13 protein-coding genes, 1 pseudogene and 2 riboswitches are annotated in these 16,893 nt (G+C 54.7%); of the genes and pseudogenes, 8 read left to right on the forward strand and 6 right to left on the reverse strand.

Going from position 1 to position 16,893, the window contains the following annotated elements; genetic code table 11:
• Positions 1–40: 40 nt before the first annotated feature.
• From gcvPB to TH19_RS04035, 5 genes are all read right to left on the reverse strand, one after another.
• Complete coding sequence (gene gcvPB, locus TH19_RS04015) at positions 41–1,537, reverse strand: aminomethyl-transferring glycine dehydrogenase subunit GcvPB (RefSeq protein WP_114101041.1); 1,497 nt, start codon at positions 1,535–1,537, stop codon at positions 41–43.
• Positions 1,534–2,889: an aminomethyl-transferring glycine dehydrogenase subunit GcvPA gene (gene gcvPA, locus TH19_RS04020; protein ID WP_114101042.1), complete on the reverse strand. Its 1,356-nt coding sequence runs from the start codon at positions 2,887–2,889 to the stop codon at positions 1,534–1,536. The genes gcvPB and gcvPA overlap by 4 nt, the downstream gene beginning before the upstream one ends.
• A 1-nt stretch (position 2,890) precedes the next feature.
• Entirely contained in the window at positions 2,891–3,262 is a 372-nt protein-coding gene (gcvH, locus tag TH19_RS04025) for a glycine cleavage system protein GcvH (RefSeq protein WP_114101043.1), read from the reverse strand.
• A 68-nt stretch (positions 3,263–3,330) separates the two neighbouring features.
• On the reverse strand, positions 3,331–4,443 hold the full coding sequence (gcvT, locus tag TH19_RS04030) for a glycine cleavage system aminomethyltransferase GcvT (RefSeq protein WP_114101044.1): 1,113 nt from the start codon (positions 4,441–4,443) through the stop codon (positions 3,331–3,333).
• 59 nt (positions 4,444–4,502) lie between these two features.
• Positions 4,503–4,612, reverse strand: a riboswitch (glycine riboswitch).
• Between the two features lie 3 nt (positions 4,613–4,615).
• A riboswitch (glycine riboswitch) is annotated at positions 4,616–4,716 on the reverse strand.
• A gap of 90 nt (positions 4,717–4,806) precedes the next feature.
• A complete protein-coding gene (locus TH19_RS04035; protein WP_114101045.1) occupies positions 4,807–5,361 on the reverse strand; it encodes a hypothetical protein in 555 nt (184 codons plus the stop codon).
• Positions 5,362–5,620: 259 nt separating this feature from the next.
• On the opposite strand from TH19_RS04035, the gene ispH reads away from it, so the two are divergent.
• From ispH to TH19_RS04060, 6 genes and pseudogenes are all read left to right on the forward strand, one after another.
• Entirely contained in the window at positions 5,621–6,568 is a 948-nt protein-coding gene (gene ispH / locus TH19_RS04040) for a 4-hydroxy-3-methylbut-2-enyl diphosphate reductase (RefSeq protein ID WP_114101046.1), read from the forward strand.
• Between the two features lie 46 nt (positions 6,569–6,614).
• Positions 6,615–7,583, forward strand: a complete 969-nt coding sequence (locus tag TH19_RS04045; protein WP_114101047.1) for a homoserine kinase — start codon at positions 6,615–6,617, stop codon at positions 7,581–7,583.
• A 12-nt stretch (positions 7,584–7,595) separates the two neighbouring features.
• Positions 7,596–8,045, forward strand: coding sequence for a ribonuclease HI (gene rnhA / locus TH19_RS04050; RefSeq protein ID WP_114101048.1), 450 nt, complete (start codon positions 7,596–7,598; stop codon positions 8,043–8,045).
• Positions 8,046–8,273: 228 nt separating this feature from the next.
• Positions 8,274–10,673, forward strand: a complete 2,400-nt coding sequence (locus TH19_RS04055; protein WP_258547819.1) for a putative bifunctional diguanylate cyclase/phosphodiesterase — start codon at positions 8,274–8,276, stop codon at positions 10,671–10,673.
• Between the two features lie 70 nt (positions 10,674–10,743).
• Positions 10,744–10,869, forward strand: a complete 126-nt coding sequence (locus TH19_RS22990) for a hypothetical protein (RefSeq protein WP_258547820.1) — start codon at positions 10,744–10,746, stop codon at positions 10,867–10,869.
• 33 nt (positions 10,870–10,902) lie between these two features.
• Positions 10,903–11,412: pseudogene (locus TH19_RS04060) on the forward strand (DNA-3-methyladenine glycosylase I); the annotation flags it as partial.
• Between the two features lie 6 nt (positions 11,413–11,418).
• On the opposite strand, the gene TH19_RS04065 reads toward TH19_RS04060, so the two are convergent.
• Complete coding sequence (locus tag TH19_RS04065; protein WP_114101049.1) at positions 11,419–13,473, reverse strand: protein meaA; 2,055 nt, start codon at positions 13,471–13,473, stop codon at positions 11,419–11,421.
• Positions 13,474–13,763: 290 nt separating this feature from the next.
• Between TH19_RS04065 and ccrA the strand changes: the two genes are divergently transcribed.
• Both ccrA and TH19_RS04075 read left to right on the forward strand, forming a co-directional pair.
• Positions 13,764–15,044 carry a crotonyl-CoA carboxylase/reductase gene (gene ccrA / locus TH19_RS04070; protein ID WP_114101050.1) on the forward strand — a complete coding sequence of 427 codons (1,281 nt, stop codon included), beginning with the start codon at positions 13,764–13,766 and terminating at the stop codon, positions 15,042–15,044.
• Positions 15,045–15,194: 150 nt separating this feature from the next.
• A complete protein-coding gene (locus TH19_RS04075) occupies positions 15,195–16,862 on the forward strand; it encodes an acyl-CoA dehydrogenase family protein (protein ID WP_114101051.1) in 1,668 nt (555 codons plus the stop codon).
• Positions 16,863–16,893: the final 31 nt, after the last annotated feature.

A 16,893-nucleotide genomic window follows, 5' to 3' on the forward strand; every position in this document is an offset into this window, starting at 1 on the left:
ATGGACCGGGGTGTTTTCAAACATGTAGTAGCGTTGCGTATCAAGCCGTTTCCGGCTGCCAGCGCAAAACAGGCTTACGTGCCGCTGCCGTTTCATCAAGACGACGACGCGGCGTCAGGTATGGTGCGTTCTTGAAGAACTCCGCATCGCCCGACTCGGCCTTTGCCACAAGTGACAAAACAGCGTCACAGAACTGATCGATCGATTCCTTGGTTTCGGTCTCGGTCGGTTCGATCAGCAATGCCCCATGAACGACCAGCGGGAAATACATGGTCATCGGATGGAAACCTTCGTCGATGATCGCCTTGGCAAGATCAAGTGTCGAAACACCGGTATCTTTCAGGAAGCTGTCATCAAACAGGGCTTCGTGCATGCAATAGCCAGGGAAAGCCACGCTGAGCTTTTCCTTGAGACGTGCGAGAAGATAGTTCGCATTCAGAACCGCATCACCGGATGCCTGACGCAGACCATCAGCACCGTGACTCTTCATATAGGTCAAAGCACGGATGAACATGCCCATCTGACCGTGGAAACCTTTCAGACGGCCAAACGGCTTCATGCCGTCATTTTCGTCTGCGGTTTCAACCAGATGGAAGCCGTTTTCGTTACGTACGACATATGGGATCGGCGCATAGGGTGCCAATGCCTCGGAGAACACAACCGGCCCGGAACCCGGTCCACCGCCGCCATGCGGGGTAGAGAAGGTCTTGTGCAGGTTGATATGCATCGCATCAATGCCAAGATCGGCCGGGCGAACACGACCAACAATGGCGTTGAAGTTTGCACCATCGCAATAGAAGTAACCGCCTGCGGCATGCACCAGATCGGCAATCTTGCGAACATCACGTTCAAACAGACCACAGGTATTCGGGTTGGTCAGCATGATACCCGCGACATCGTCGCCAAGCTTGGCTTCGAATGCGGCCAGATCAACACGGCCATCCTCGGTTGCCGGGATCGAATCCACAGTAAAGCCGCAAGCAGCAGCCGTTGCCGGGTTGGTGCCGTGTGCAGATTCCGGCACCAGAACACGACGGCGATTTTCACCACGTGCATCAAGTGCCGCACGGATCGCCATCATGCCGCACAGTTCACCCTGTGCACCGGCCGCCGGTGACATGGAAACGGCAGGCATACCGGTCAAAACCAGCAGCCAGTGCGCACAGGTGTCGATCAGTTCCAGGGCACCCTGAACAGTGCTTTCCGGCTGCATCGGGTGCAAATCGGCAAGACCGGGCAAACGCGCGACTTTTTCGTTCAGACGCGGGTTATGCTTCATGGTGCAGGAACCCAGCGGGAAGAAGCCGGAATCAATGCCGAAGTTCTTCTGCGAAAGGCGTGTGAAGTGGCGAACCACCTGTGGCTCGGACAGGCCCGGAAGACCGACGTCACTTTCGCGGTCAAGACCACCAAGACGCGACTTGGTTCCTTTGGGTTCCGGAAGGTCGACACCGGTACGGTCCGGCTGACCTTGTTCAAAGATCAGCTTTTCTTCCAGAACAAGTCCACGGTTGCCGGTATGGGTTGCGAACGTCATGCCAGCGCCTCCTTCAATGCGGCCGCAAGGGCTGCGATATCTTCGTCGGTGTTGGTTTCGGTAACCGCGACCAAAAGGTAGTTGTCCAGATCCGAACGGTTCGGATACAGACGCGACAGCGGCACACCACCCAGAACACCCTCGGCAACCAGCGCCTCGACCACTTCGGCGGCCGGTTTGGTCAGCTTGACAGTGAACTCGTTAAAGAAGCTGTCATTGACTACCGAAGCACCCGGAACCGCATCAATTGCGTCTGCTGCCTTGCAGGCATTTTCATGGTTCAGCGTTGCCAGACGACGATAACCATCTTCGCCAAGCAGGCTCATATGCACTGTAAAGGCCAGCGAACACAGACCAGAGTTGGTGCAGATGTTCGAGGTCGCCTTTTCACGGCGGATGTGCTGTTCACGGGTCGAAAGGGTCAGAACAAAGCCACGCTTGCCGTCCTGGTCAACCGTTTCACCGCAAAGACGACCCGGCATCTGACGAACCAGTTTCTGCGTGGTGGCGAACAGACCGACATAAGGTCCGCCATAGTTCAGCGCATTACCAATCGACTGACCTTCGCCGCAAACGATGTCTGCACCAAAGCTGCCCGGCGACTTGATCGCACCGAATGCAACCGCCTCGGTAAAGACAACGACAAGAAGTGCGCCCTTGGCATGGCAAAGATCTGCCAGACGGGTGTGGTCCTGAATACGGCCAAAGACGTCCGGATACTGAACAACCACGCAGGCGGTCTGATCATCAATCAGTTCGCCAAGTTCTTCGACGGTTGCCTGCTGTTCCGGATTGCCATCGCGACCGGCAACTTCGGTATCGCTGTACTGGCAATAGGTTTCCGTAACTTCGCGGTAATGCGGATGCAGACCACCCGACAGAACGGCCTTTTTACGACGGGTCGCACGGCAGGCCATCAGAACAGCCTCGGCACAGGAAGTCGCGCCATCCCACATCGATGCGTTTGCCACATCCATGCCGGTGATCGATGCCACCTGGGTCTGGAATTCGAACAGATACTGCAAGGTACCCTGTGCGATTTCCGGCTGATAAGGCGTATAGGCGGTCAGGAATTCACCGCGCTGGATGACATAATCAACCGTTGCAGGAACATGGTGACGATAGGCACCTGCACCCAGGAAGCTCGGCACACTTGATGCGCCGATGTTTTTGGCCGCAAGCGCCTGCATGTCGCGTTCAACCTGCATTTCGCCAAGGTGGCTTGGCAGATCGACCGGCGCATCAAGCAACGCACCATCGGGCACATCGCAATAAAGTTCTTCGACCGATGACGCCCCGATGGTTTCAAGCATCGCGGCGCGATCAGCGCGGGTTAGGGGAAGATAACGCATATTACAGACCTTCGACGAAGTCTTTATAGGCTGCTTCATCCATCAGCTCGTCGAGCTGGGATTCATCAGTCAGCGACATTTTGAAGAACCAGCCATCGGTTTCCGGTGCTTCGTTCACCAGTGCCGGATTTGCATCAAGTTCTTCGTTCACTTCAACGATTTCACCATCAAGCGGGGCATAGACATCGCTTGCGGCCTTGACCGATTCAACAACGGCTGCATCGCCGTCCTTGGTCAGTTTTTTGCCAACTTCAGGAAGCTCGACATAAACGATATCGCCCAGCGACTGCTGTGCGTAATCGGTGATGCCAACAGTTGCGATACCGTCTTCGAGTTCGATCCATTCATGTTCCTGCGAGAATTTCTTAGCCATTTTATTTGTCCCTGTTGATCGTATGTCTACCGGGCGGCAATGCCGCACATTCTCAAGAATTGCGGCGATTAACCGCGGAAATAACGATGCGGTGCGAACGGAAGCGCAACCACCTCTGCCGGGCGGGCTTTGCCACGCACCATAAGATCGACCTTGGTGCCCGGTTCGGAAAATTCAATTGCCACATAGCCCATTGCAATCGGACCATCGACCGTCGGGCCGAAACCACCACTGGTAATTTCGCCGATTTCTTCGCCGTCGCTGTTCAGAATCTGGGTGTGTTCGCGGGCAGGTGCCTTGCCTTCGGGCTGGATGCCAACGCGTTTGCGATCCGCACCATTTGCAAGCTGATCAAGGATCACATCCGCGCCCTTGAAACCGCCCTCTTCACGACGGCGCTTGTTGATGATCCAGTTCAGATCGCCTTCAACCGGGGTCGTGGTGGTGCCGATATCATTGCCATAAAGGCAAAGACCGGCTTCCAGACGCAGCGAGTCACGGGCACCAAGGCCAATGGCCTCGACCTCTTCCTCCGCCAGCAATTTGCGCGCAAGTTCTTCGGCACGGTCATTGGGCACAGAAATTTCATAGCCGTCTTCGCCGGTATAGCCCGAACGGGTGACAAAGCAGGCGATGCCGGCAATATCAATCTCGGCAAAGCTCATGAATTTCAGATCGGCAACAGCCGGGGCAAAGCGGGCCAGAACATTGGCAGCCTCGGGTCCCTGAAGCGCCATAAGCGCGCGGTCATCGATTTCTTCAAGGGAAACGCCGTCGCCAAGATTGGCGCGCATATGGACGATATCATCATCCTTGCAGGCCGCATTGATCACCAGAAACAGGCTGTCACCGGCATTGGTGATCATCAGATCGTCAAGGATCGTGCCATCGTCCTGGGTGAAGGTGGAATAACGGGTGCGGCCCTGTTTCAGGATCGCGATATCGCCTGGCACAAGCTTTTCCAGCTCGGCGACACGGTTTTCACCGGTCAGGCGGACCTGCCCCATATGGGACACATCAAACAAACCCGCTTTGGCACGGGTGTGAAGGTGCTCGCCCTTGACACCAAGGGGGTATTGCACCGGCATATCATATCCGGCAAACGGCACCATTTTTGCGCCAAGCTCGATATGGAGGTCATAAAGGGCTGTTTTAAGCAGTTCGGTCTGATGATCGGCCATCAAGCTCTCCCGGACAGTCGTTGCGAAACATAGCCGACCAATGGCCAACCACATTCCCCCTCTGTCTTGGAGCCTGAAAGAATCACAGCCGACTTGTCGTGACGGTCTGCTTACATCTTCGGCGAGGCGGTCACCGGCAAATCAAATTGATGCCGCCTGCTTTCCAGAGTCCCATCTCCCCGCGGTCCGTTTGCCTGAGAGTTTCCGGGGTGGTTGCTCCTTCGGCGTCCGCGCAATCCGATATGGACCGTGGCACTCTCCCACGGGGATCACTTGGGTATGCGTCCTTATACGTATTTCAATCCCGGTCGACCAGCCCCAAAATTCAGGCATTCGTCATACCGGGATTTTCAACCGGTGGCGTTATTTCACGCCGGTACGACGATTATATTCCAGCTGATCCGCATTCAACTGGAAACCAAGGTAAATCTCGTAATCCGGGCCGGTCCAGACGTCATCAAGCGGCACCGAAAGCGTGACCTGCTCGTCACGAAAACGCGCCATATTAAGGTTGTCTGCGAACGGAAGCGTCACATCAAACACCGATTTCTGAACAAACTTTCCGGACGGATCGCGCAGTGCGACAAAATACTGGAAGGCCGTCGTGCGGCTTTGTGCCGCCGGGCCAAGTTCGGCCTTGATGATCGGGCTGATGATGACATCAAGCGTCTTGTCATCAAGATCATATCCGCAATCGCCAAGATAACCTTCAAACTCGGCTTCGACGATTACATCGGTCAGATCTTTGCCAGCACCGCTGAACTGAACAAGGGTTGCGGTGTCTTTTGGCAGATAGGCCGCCGGGCAGGTCGGAACAGCCGGTTCTTCAAACATGTTGCCACCACATGCACTCAGCAATCCACCAACCGAGACCATACCCAATGCACAAACGCGCCGCAGTCCGTTACCGATCGTCATCCAAGCCTCTATCAAACCATCTGTTTTATGACCTGTGCGTGTGTCGCACGGCCCGCGCGCAGTCTATGCTGTCACTGCCCTGCATACAACCCGCTTCGGCGATCATCGCCAAATCAGAACCGCAAAATCATCGCGTATCAGCCCTAGTCAATCCATGCAGAGTCATTGCGCCGCAAGATCAGGCAGGTTATGTAACGAGAACGCTTGAATAACTGCGCTGGGCGATGCCCTGGCTCATTTTGGAAACCGGACCTGTATCATGTCAGACAAAGCCAATCTTCGGATCGTTCTTGCCAACCCGCGCGGCTTTTGCGCCGGGGTCGACCGTGCGATTGAGATCGTCGAAAAGGCGCTCGAAAAATATGGTGCGCCGGTTTATGTCCGCCACGAAATCGTCCACAACAAATTTGTGGTCGACCGTCTGCGCGACATGGGTGCGGTATTTGTCGACGAACTTGATGCGGTTCCAGATGGTGTGCCGGTGATCTTTTCGGCCCATGGCGTTCCGAAATCCGTGCCGGAAGCCGCCGAAACCCGCAAGCTTGAATATCTTGATGCGACCTGCCCGCTGGTTTCCAAGGTGCATCGCGGTGCCGAACGCCACTTTGCCGATGGCAAGCATATCCTGTTGATCGGTCATGCCGGTCACCCGGAAGTCATCGGCACAATGGGCCAGTTGCCACCGGGCAGCATGACCCTGATCGAGACCGAGGAAGACGCCGAAAAGCTTGAGGTTACCAATCCGGAAAACCTCGCCTTCGTGACACAAACCACGCTTTCGCTGGATGACACGGCCAAAATCATCGAAATCCTTCAGCGCCGTTTCCCGTCCATTTCGGTGCCGAAGAAAGAAGACATTTGCTATGCGACCACCAATCGCCAGCATGCGGTCAAAATGATCGCCGAGAAGGCTGATGCGATTCTGGTACTCGGTGCGCCGAACTCGTCAAACTCCAACCGTCTGGTCGAAGTTGCCAAACGCGAAGGATGCACACGTTCGGTTCTAGTTGAACGCGCCCGTGACATTGACTGGACCAAGCTTGAAGGGATCGAAACCCTTGGCATCACTGCTGGTGCGTCAGCCCCGGAAGTTCTGGTCGAAGAAGTCATTGATGCCTGCCGCGAACGTTACGACGTTACGGTAGAGACCATCACACTGACCGAAGAAAATGTGACCTTCAAACTGCCGCGTCAGCTTGCAAGCTAAGACCTTTTAAATCTTTACCTTTCAGATCAGGACCACGATAGATCCAATGGCCGTCTATACCGACGTTTCAGACGAAGACATCGCCCGTTTTGTTGCCGAATATGATATTGGCGATGTGGTGTCGTTCAAAGGCATTGCAGAGGGTGTCGAAAACACCAACTTCCTGCTTCAAACGACCGAGGCGCCATTTATCCTTACCCTGTATGAAAAGCGCGTGAACCCGGATGACCTGCCCTTTTATCTGGGTCTGATGGATCATCTTTCGGCCAAGGGGCTTAATTGCCCGACCCCGATCCACGGAACCGATGGGGTTGCATTGCGTCGCCTGTGCGGTCGCCCGGCGGCGATCACATCCTTCCTGCAAGGCATGTCACCACGCCGCATCCTGCCCCATCATTGCGCAGGCCTGGGTATCGCCTTGGCCAAGCTGCACACTGCTGGTCTTGATTTCGAAATGTATCTTCCCAACGCACTGAGCGTTAAGGGATGGCGCGGACTGGTCGAAAGTTGCCGGGAACATGCCGATGATGTTGAACCGGGTCTTGGCAAAATGATTGGCGACGAGATCGCCTATCTTGAAGCGCACTGGCCCCATGATCTGCCCAAGGGCGTCATTCACGCCGACCTGTTCCCGGACAATGTATTTTTCTTCCCGGGCAAGGAAGACGTATCTGGACTGATTGACTTCTATTTCGCGTGCAATGATCTGCTTTGCTATGACATCGCGATCTGCATGAATGCATGGTGTTTTGAACCTGATAACAGCTTTAACGTTACCAAGGCCAAGCACCTGTTATCGCAATATGGCAAGGTGCGGTCATTGACCGATGCCGAAATTGCCGCATTGCCGATTTTGGCCCGCGGGGCCAGCCTGCGCTTCTTGCTGACCCGCCTTTATGATTGGGTAAACACTCCCAAGGACGCCTTGGTAACGCCGAAGAACCCGCGCGAGTATATCAATAAACTGCGCTTCCATCAGCGGGTCGAAAGTGCTGCTGCTTACGGACTTGATTAAGGATACCCATCGATGACTTCACAAGGCAGCGGCGATAACCACGTCGAGATTTACACCGACGGCGCATGCAGCGGCAATCCCGGACCCGGTGGCTGGGGCGCAATCCTGCGCTTTAAGGGTGTCGAAAAGGAATTGTCGGGTGGTGATCCTGAAACCACCAACAACCGTATGGAAATGATGGCCGCCATCAGTGCGCTGGAGGCCCTTAAACGGCCGTGCGTCGTCGATATCTATACCGATAGCAGCTATGTCCGTGACGGCATTACGAAATGGATTTTCGGCTGGCAGAAACGTGGCTGGAAAACCGCGGACAAGAAGCCGGTGAAGAATGTCGAACTGTGGCAAAGAATGCTTGATGCATTACGCCCGCATAAAGTCGAATGGCATTGGGTCAAAGGCCATGCTGGCCACCCTGAAAACGAACGTTGTGATGAACTGGCCCGAATGGCTGTTCCAAAATAGTGAAATTTTCGGCCAATTGCCGACAACTGCTTGAAGCTTAAATACTTCGCTCCAAAATAGATGGGGTAGCTGGTCACAACTAAATATTTATCAGGAAAACAAAATCAAACTTGCGTTTCGAACAACTTCCGGGTTGATTCGACTCAGATATAGGAGTGTTGGCTCCCATACAAACGTCGAGTAAAGTATATTTGACTAGCCTAAAGTGGGTGCCCCAGGAGAGAACGCTTGTCGCGCGGATCGTACGGCTTTTTACAACGCAAGTCCTTAAGCAGCCGGCTGCTATTCATAGCATTGCCGCTGGTTTCCCTGTTCTCGCTCGCCCTTTTCATTGTCTTTGGCTACGTCAGCTACAAGGTGTTGCGCGATGACCTGAACGGCAAGGTTGAACAGACCGCCGATATCAATGCCCGCGTTCTTGCGACACCTTTCTGGTATCTTGATGTCGACAATATCGAATCCGCGCTGAACGCGATGGCACGGGATCGTGACATCGTCGCGGTGCAGGCACTTGGTGCGGATGGCACCGAATTTGCCCATACAGGTGTTTCCCAATCCGAACTGGCCGACACATTGCGCTTGTCGCGCCGGGTCTATTTCGAACGTAACAATGTGCGCCACGATGTCGGCGAACTTGTCATCTACTTTACCGATGCCCGCGTTCAGGACCTTCTGTTCCGCCGTATCGCCATTGATATGATCCTGTTTGGATTGCTGATCGCAGTGGTTGCCGCAAGCCTGCTGATCGCAAACAAACGGTCGATCAAGGAACCGCTGAACCGTCTTTTGCATTCCATTCGAATGACCAAGCATGGCCGTTTGCGCCGCCCGGTGGAATGGAACAGCTCGGACGAGCTTGGCCTTCTGATCCGCGAATATAACGAAATGGTCGCCCTTCAGGGACAAGCACAGGAAGAAGCCCAGCGCAAGCAGGCCTTGCTTGAAGCCACCCTTCACAATATCGGTCAGGGCATATGTCTGTTCGATCAGGACCTTAATCTGATGGTCTGGAACGAACGTTATATCGAGCTGCTTAATCTGCCACGTGATCTGGTCAAGGAAGGCACGCCGCTTTCCGATATCCTGCGCTATAACGGCGAGCGCGGCGAATATGGCGATGTCAGCATTCAGGCCCTGATTTCTGATCGTGTTGCTATTGCGCGCCGGCGTGAACCCTATCGGATGGAACGCACCCGCCCGAACGGTCGCGTCATTCAGGTTGATCACAACCCGATGCCCGGCGGCGGTTATGTTGCGACCTATACCGACATTACCGAACGTAAACAGACCGAAGCACGGATGCGCCATCTTGCCGTTCATGATGTGCTGACCAGTCTTCCGAACCGGACACTGTTCCTTGACCGTCTGCGTCAGGCATTGCTGTCGGCCCGCCGGTTCCAGCGCGGTGTCACGGTTCTGTTTGTTGACCTTGACCGGTTCAAGGACATCAACGACCACTTTGGTCATGACGTTGGCGACCTGATGATTCAGGAAATGGGTCAGCGTCTTTCGCGGATCATCCGGGATTCGGATACTGCCGCCCGTCTTGGCGGTGACGAGTTCGCGATCATTCAGACCGACGTCCAGAACATCGAAGACACCATCGCCCTTGCCCAGCGCATCATTGACGAGCTTTCCCAGCCGTTTGATTGCCGTGGCATCCGCCTGCATTCAACGGCCAGTGTCGGCATCACCCTGTTCCCGGAAGACGGCGAGAACCCAGAACAGCTTGTCAAAAACGCCGATATGGCGATGTATGCCGCCAAGGCCGAAGGGCGTAACAATTACCGCTTCTTCCTGCCGTCGATGCATGAACGGGTCAAAGAACGCAAAACCATCGAGGAAGATCTGCGCAACGCGCTCGAACAGGATCAGCTCGAACTTTATTATCAGCCGAAAATTGATTGCCGGACCGAAAAGGTCGTCGGTGCCGAGGCGCTGGTGCGCTGGCATCACCCGGAACGCGGTCTTATCCTGCCGGGCGAGTTTATCTCGGTCGCCGAGGAATGTGGTCTGATCAACCGGCTTGGTGCCTGGGTTCTTGAAAAGGCCTGCAAACAGACACAAGCATGGCGTGATTCGACCCTTCCGGGTCTGCGGATTGCGGTCAACCTGTCACCGGCACAGTTCCAGGATGCCGAACTGGTCGATAGCGTGACCAAGATCGTTCGCGACACGGCTCTGCCCGAAGGCACGCTTGAACTTGAAATCACCGAATCCATTCTGATGAACAACCCGGAAAAAGCAGTTTCGACCCTTAAGGAACTGAAAGAGCTGGGTGTTACAATCGCAATTGACGATTTCGGGACCGGCTATTCATCGCTGAACTATCTGAAACGGTTCCCGGTCGGATCAATCAAGATTGACCGCTCCTTCGTCAACGATATTCATGTTGATCTTGATGACAAGGCAATCGTCGATGCGGTTATCGGCCTTGGTCACAGCCTTAATCTTGAAGTGGTTGCCGAAGGTGTGGAAGAAGTCGAACAGCTTGAATATCTGCGTGAAAAAGGCTGCGATTTCATTCAGGGCTTCCTGTTCTCCAAACCGCTTCCGGCGACCACGTTTGAAAGCTGGGTCAGCGAACGCCACAGCCGTGTTCCCGAACGGGTTGCCGCCAAGTCCTGATCCGTATCGATTTTCCTGAAAACAGCCTTGGCTTCGCTTTGGCTGTTTTTCGTTGAAGGGACCAGCCCCGATGCGCCCATTTCATGAAATCGAACAGGCCGCCATTGCCCGCAAAGGCAGTGAAGCAGCCCTTGCCGCGGTCCTGATCACACCAAAATCACCCGATGAAATCGCGGCCATTCCGGCAGATCGCTGATTATCGGAATTCAGCAAATCGGTCTTTCAGGCCGGGTTTAGCTGGAAGGTGATTGAAACCAAATGGCCACGGTTTGAAGAAGTCTTTGACGGGTTTGATGTCGGCCGCCTGTCGATGATGCATGACGAGGACGTCGAACGGCTTTTAAAGGCCGACGGTATCGTTGCCCATGGCCCCAAGATCAAGTCCGTTGGCGACAATGCCCGTTTCCTGCAATCACTTGGTGATGCGTATGGGTCGGTCGGCGCATTCTTTGCCGAATGGAAAAGCGGGGATTACTGCGACAATTTGCGCATCGTGCAGAAAGGCGGATCACGCCTTGGTGGTAAAACCGGCCAGGTTGCCCTGCGCCGTATTGGCATGGATACGCCGATTTTTTCCAACGACGTAATCGCGGCCCTGCAGAACGAAGGCGTGATTGCCAAAATGCCTTCCTCGAACAAGGATTTCGCATCCGTCCAATCCGCCCTTGATCAATGGCACAAAGGATCTGGCCGACCCCTTACCCAGATCAGCCAGATCCTTGCATTTTCGGTTGGGTAAAGAACCTCAATAAACGGCAGCTCCGCGGTTTTTATCTTCGATAGAAGCCGGTTTCACAACGAGTTCTGACGATTTGCGATCAACAAGATCGACGATTTCGGATATCACCCGCACCAGCTGGTAATCCTTGGGCGTATAGACGGCCGCCACCCCCATCTGACGCAGAACCAGCATGTCTGCCTCGGGAATGATTCCGCCAACAACAACCGGGATATGACCTGCGCCTTGCGCACGCAGACCATTCACCACCTCGCGCACCAGCGGCACATGCGATCCTGACAGGATCGACAGACCGATAACATGGGCGCCTTCATCAATCGCGTTGCGCACCAAGGCATCCGGCGTCCAGCGAATGCCATCATAAAGAACTTCAATACCGGCCTCGCCCGCCTTGACGGCGATCTGTTCCGCCCCGTTTGAATGCCCGTCCAGACCGGGTTTGCCGACCAGCATTTTCATGCGTTCGCCAAGTTTTTCGGAAACCTCGTCCACACGATAACGCAGGTTCTGAATATTTTCTTCGTCGCCTGTCACAATCATCGATGTAATCCCGGTTGGCGCACGATATTCGCCAAACACCTCGCGCAGGGTTTCTGACCATTCACCGGTGGTCACACCGGCATGGGCACAGGCAATGGAACTTTCCATGATGTTGCGCCCCTCGCCCGCCGCCGACTTCAGGGCATTAAGGCTTTTGGCCACCTCTGCCGCATCACGATCTGAACGCCAGGCTTTCAGCTTTTCGATCTGTTCCTGTTCGGCCATATCATCGACCGTCAGGATCGATTTTTCACCCGATGTCAGGGGTGATGGTTCAGTTTCGGTAAAGGCATTCACACCAATCACCCGGGTCAGACCGCATTCAATATCGGCAAGCCTGCGTGCATTTGACCGCACCAGTTCCTGTTTCATATACCCGCGATCAACAGCGGCAATCGCCCCGCCCATGGCATCGATCTTTGCCAGTTCCGCGCGTGCCCCTTCCTTGAGGGCACCAACCTTGCGTTCAATCGCCGGATTGCCGTCAAACAGGTCCTCATATTCCAGAAGATCGGTTTCATAGGCCATGATCTGTTGCAGGCGGAGCGACCATTGCTGATCCCAAGGACGCGGAAGACCAAGCGCCTCGTTCCATGCAGGAAGCTGAACCGCACGTGCACGTGCATTTTTGGAAAGCACCACGGCCAACATCTCGATCAGGATGCGATAGACGTTGTTTTCGGGTTGCTGTTCGGTCAGGCCAAGCGAATTGACCTGCACGCCATAGCGGAACCGACGATATTTCTCTTCCTCGATGCCATAACGATCCCGGGTGATTTCATCCCAAAGTTCGCAAAATGCCCTCATCTTGCAAATCTCGGTCACAAAGCGAATCCCGGCATTCACAAAGAATGAAATGCGCCCCACCACCTTGGCAAAATCTTCTTCGGGCACCTGACCCGAATCGCGAACCGCGTCCAGAACCGCAATCGCCGTTGCCAGTGCATAGGCCAGTTCCTGCTCCGCCGTCGCCCCGGCTTCTTGCAGGTGATACGAGCACACATTCATCGGGTTCCATTTCGGGACTTCGCGATAGGTAAATGCCGCAACGTCGGTAATCAGCTTCAGGCTGGGTGCAGGCGGGAAGATATATGTCCCGCGCGACAGATATTCCTTGATGATGTCATTTTGCGTCGTGCCCTGCAGACTGTCGCGTGGCGTGCCCTGCTTTTCGGCAACCGCAATATAAAGCGACAAAAGCCAAGCCGCCGGGGCGTTGATTGTCATGGATGTATTCATCTGATCAAGCGGGATGCCGTCAAACAGCGTCATCATATCGCCCAGATGCGAGACCGGGACACCGACCTTGCCGACCTCGCCGCGTGCCAGAATATGGTCCGAATCGTAACCGGTCTGGGTTGGCAGGTCGAACGCGACGGAAAGCCCCGTCTGCCCCTTGGCCAGGTTTTGACGATACAGGGCATTGGATGCCGCAGCCGAGCTATGACCCGCATATGTCCGGATCAGCCACGGGCGATCACGTTCCGGCTTTGCTGCGCTGCGTTTGTTTTCCATCGACATCGCGACCTCTTGTATTTTTATTACCTCATGTCTTTTCGATAATTTCGCATTTACGTTATTAAATTATCTACTGGACATCACATGGGTAATTATATAACAATTTGTGCAACGCGATAAAAGCGAAAACAAATATCGCCCCGGTTTTATCGGAATGAAATCCGCAGAAAACAGGGAAACGCCCAGGGAAAATAAAACAAATTCTGTGGCTTGGAGGTTTCGTCGACCGCAACGCAGCATCGGTAATTTAATTACCCTGCCATCCGGATCGACCCGAACAAGGAGTGAAGGCCATGAACACCACTGCTGAAGTGCTGCCTTTCCGTGGCGGTCAGGAAGAAAAAGATCTGTATGAAATTGGCGAAATCCCGCCGCTGGGTCACGTGCCCAAGAATATGTACGCATGGGCCATTCGCGAGGAACGCCACGGCGAACCCGATACCGCCATGCAATGCGAAGTCTTGCCGGTCACCCAGCCCGACAGCCACGAGGTACTTGTCCTTGTGATGGCAGCCGGTGTGAATTACAACGGCATCTGGGCGTCGCTTGGCAAACCGATCTCGGTTTTCAATTCCCATGACTGCCCGTTCCATATTGCCGGATCGGATGCATCGGGCATCGTCTGGGCGGTTGGATCAAAAGTCACCCGCTGGAAAGTCGGTGATGAAGTCGTCATTCACTGCAATCAGGATGATGGTGATGATGAGGAATGCAATGGCGGCGATCCGATGCTGTCTCCGACCCAGCGCATCTGGGGCTACGAGACCCCGGACGGGTCATTTGCACAGTTCACATGCGTTCAGGCACAACAATTGATGCCGCGCCCCAAACATCTGACCTGGGAAGAAAGCGCGTGCTACACCCTGACCCTTGCGACCGCGTATCGCATGTTGTTCGGGCATCGCCCGCATATCCTGCGTCCGGGCCACAATGTTCTGGTGTGGGGCGCGTCTGGCGGGCTTGGCTCCATGGCGATCCAGTTGATCACCACAGCCGGGGCCAATGCCATCGGGGTGATTTCTGACGAGTCAAAACGTGACTTCGTTCTGGGGTTGGGCGCCAAAGCGGTCATTAATCGCAAGGATTTCAATTGCTGGGGTCAGCTTCCTACGGTCAATGGTCCGGAATTTGGCGACTATATGAAAGAAGTCCGCAAATTCGGCAAAGCGATCTGGGACATCACCGGCAAGGGCAACGACGTTGATATTGTCTTTGAACATCCGGGAGAACAAACCTTCCCGGTATCATGCAATGTCGTAAAGCGTGGCGGCATGGTTGTGTTCTGCGCGGGAACAACCGGCTTTAACCTGACCTTTGATGCGCGTTTTGTCTGGATGCGTCAGAAACGCATTCAGGGCAGCCACTTTGCCAACCTGAAACAGGCCGCACAGGCCAACAAACTGGTGATCGAACGCCGCCTTGATCCAAGCATGTCCGAAGTATTCAGCTGGGAAGACATTCCGCGCGCCCACATGAAGATGATGCGCAATGAACACAAACCCGGCAACATGGCTGTTCTGGTTCAGGCCAAACGCCCGGGCATGCGCACCCTTGAAGAAGCAGTCGAAGGCTAGTCCCACATTAATCTTCGACTGATTGCTGGCACCCCAAACGCGTTCTCGCCCGATCCGCGTGCGGGGTGCCACCACCCTTCTTACACGACATCAACCAAGTTTCGACCAGTGCAATCGCCCCACACGATTGCCGGGCAAAGGACCAAGCAAATGACTGATACCGCCCTGCTTCCTGATCTTGACCAGCTTTGCGACGATGCACTGACCGCATTGGCATCACTTTATGACGCCACGGAAAATGCCGTTCGCGCACAGGTCACCGTTGATGGCCGTATTGATGCCAACGCCTTTGACGAACACCAGTTCGCCGCCCATGGCTTTGCCTGGTTCACGACCTATGTCACGGCCCTTCAACAGATGAAGGCATGGTCAGACAGACTTGCGACACAGGGCAAACGCGGACGTCTGGAAACCCTTATTCTGCAAGTCGCCTTTGGCGAATATCTGGCCCAGATCAAGGGTGGCATCCCGATGTCACAGGGGGAAATCATCCGCCTGAACACACTGGGCGCAAGCGAAACCGACATTCAAGCCTTTTGCGCAAGCCGTGCTGTCACGGTTCTGTCGGCCCATGGCAATTCGGATGCGGCACGACGTGCGATTGCCACTGAAATAGAAGACAGCCTCGATACCGGCCGCTTTGGTGAAACCGGCCTTGAAGATGAAACACTTGATCTGGTCCGTGATCAGTTCCGGCGGTTCGTCGATGAAAAAGTAAGCCCGCATGCCCATGGATGGCACGAACGAGACGAATTGATCCCGATTGAAATTGTGACTGAAATGTCCGAACTCGGCGTTTTTGGCCTGACCATCCCCGAAGAATTTGGCGGACTTGGCATGGGCAAAACCGCGATGTGTGTCGTGACCGAAGAACTGTCACGCGGTTACATTGGCGTGGGATCACTTGGCACTCGTTCTGAAATTGCCGCCGAACTGATCCGTCTTGGCGGCACGGATGACCAAAAGGAACATTACCTGCCGAAACTGGCATCGGGTGAAATCCTGCCGACTGCGGTCTTTACCGAACCCAATAATGGCTCCGACCTTGCCCATCTGCGCACCCGTGCAATCAAGGATGGCGACATCTATAAGGTGACCGGCAACAAGACATGGATCACCCATGCGGCCCGGTCGGACCTGATGACGCTTTTGACGCGAACCAACCCGGATGAAGCCGGGTATCGCGGACTTTCCATGCTGCTTGCCGAAAAACCGCGTGGAACTGACGACAACCCGTTCCCGGCTGACGGTATGACAGGCGGCGAGATCGAGGTTCTCGGCTATCGCGGCATGAAGGAATACGAGCTGTCCTTTGACGGGTTTGAAGTACCGACATCCAACCTTCTGGGCGGCGAGGAAGGCCTGGGATTCAAACAATTGATGGCAACATTTGAATCCGCCCGTATTCAGACCGCGGCCCGCGCCGTTGGCGTGGCACAAAATGCGCTTGAGATCGGCATGCGCTATGCCAAGGACCGCATCCAGTTTTCAAAACCGCTTTTCAACTTCCCGCGGGTGTACGGCAAAGTTGCATGGATGGTTGTTGAAACCATGATTGCCCGGCAACTCACCTATTTCTCGGCCGTTGAAAAAGATCAGGATATTCGTTGCGATATCGAAGCCGGGATGGCCAAGCTTTTGGGCGCGCGCGTGGCCTGGTCGAACGCCGATAATGCCCTTCAAATTCATGGCGGCAATGGCTATGCGCTTGAATATCAGATCAGCCGCGTTCTTTGTGACGCCCGTATTCTGAACATTTTCGAAGGTGCTGCCGAAATTCAGGCCCAAGTTGTGACGCGCGGACTTTTGGGGCGCTGATCAGCTAACAGGTTGAAAGCCGAAACTTATT

The sequence above is a fragment of the Thalassospira profundimaris genome (assembly GCF_003326675.1).
GTDB classification, from domain to species: domain Bacteria; phylum Pseudomonadota; class Alphaproteobacteria; order Rhodospirillales; family Thalassospiraceae; genus Thalassospira; species Thalassospira aquimaris.

What these genes read in the sequence shown, in the direction of transcription:
- gcvPB (WP_114101041.1), bottom strand. Translation starts at nt 1,537, where the DNA reads ATGACGTTCGCAACCCATACCGGCAACCGTGGACTTGTTCTGGAAGAA.
- gcvPA (WP_114101042.1), bottom strand. Translation starts at nt 2,889, where the DNA reads ATGCGTTATCTTCCCCTAACCCGCGCTGATCGCGCCGCGATGCTTGAA.
- gcvH (WP_114101043.1), bottom strand. Translation starts at nt 3,262, where the DNA reads ATGGCTAAGAAATTCTCGCAGGAACATGAATGGATCGAACTCGAAGAC.
- gcvT (WP_114101044.1), bottom strand. Translation starts at nt 4,443, where the DNA reads ATGGCCGATCATCAGACCGAACTGCTTAAAACAGCCCTTTATGACCTC.
- TH19_RS04035 (WP_114101045.1), bottom strand. Translation starts at nt 5,361, where the DNA reads ATGACGATCGGTAACGGACTGCGGCGCGTTTGTGCATTGGGTATGGTC.
- ispH (WP_114101046.1), top strand. Translation starts at nt 5,621, where the DNA reads ATGTCAGACAAAGCCAATCTTCGGATCGTTCTTGCCAACCCGCGCGGC.
- TH19_RS04045 (WP_114101047.1), top strand. Translation starts at nt 6,615, where the DNA reads ATGGCCGTCTATACCGACGTTTCAGACGAAGACATCGCCCGTTTTGTT.
- rnhA (WP_114101048.1), top strand. Translation starts at nt 7,596, where the DNA reads ATGACTTCACAAGGCAGCGGCGATAACCACGTCGAGATTTACACCGAC.
- TH19_RS22990 (WP_258547820.1), top strand. Translation starts at nt 10,744, where the DNA reads ATGCGCCCATTTCATGAAATCGAACAGGCCGCCATTGCCCGCAAAGGC.
- TH19_RS04065 (WP_114101049.1), bottom strand. Translation starts at nt 13,473, where the DNA reads ATGTCGATGGAAAACAAACGCAGCGCAGCAAAGCCGGAACGTGATCGC.
- ccrA (WP_114101050.1), top strand. Translation starts at nt 13,764, where the DNA reads ATGAACACCACTGCTGAAGTGCTGCCTTTCCGTGGCGGTCAGGAAGAA.
- TH19_RS04075 (WP_114101051.1), top strand. Translation starts at nt 15,195, where the DNA reads ATGACTGATACCGCCCTGCTTCCTGATCTTGACCAGCTTTGCGACGAT.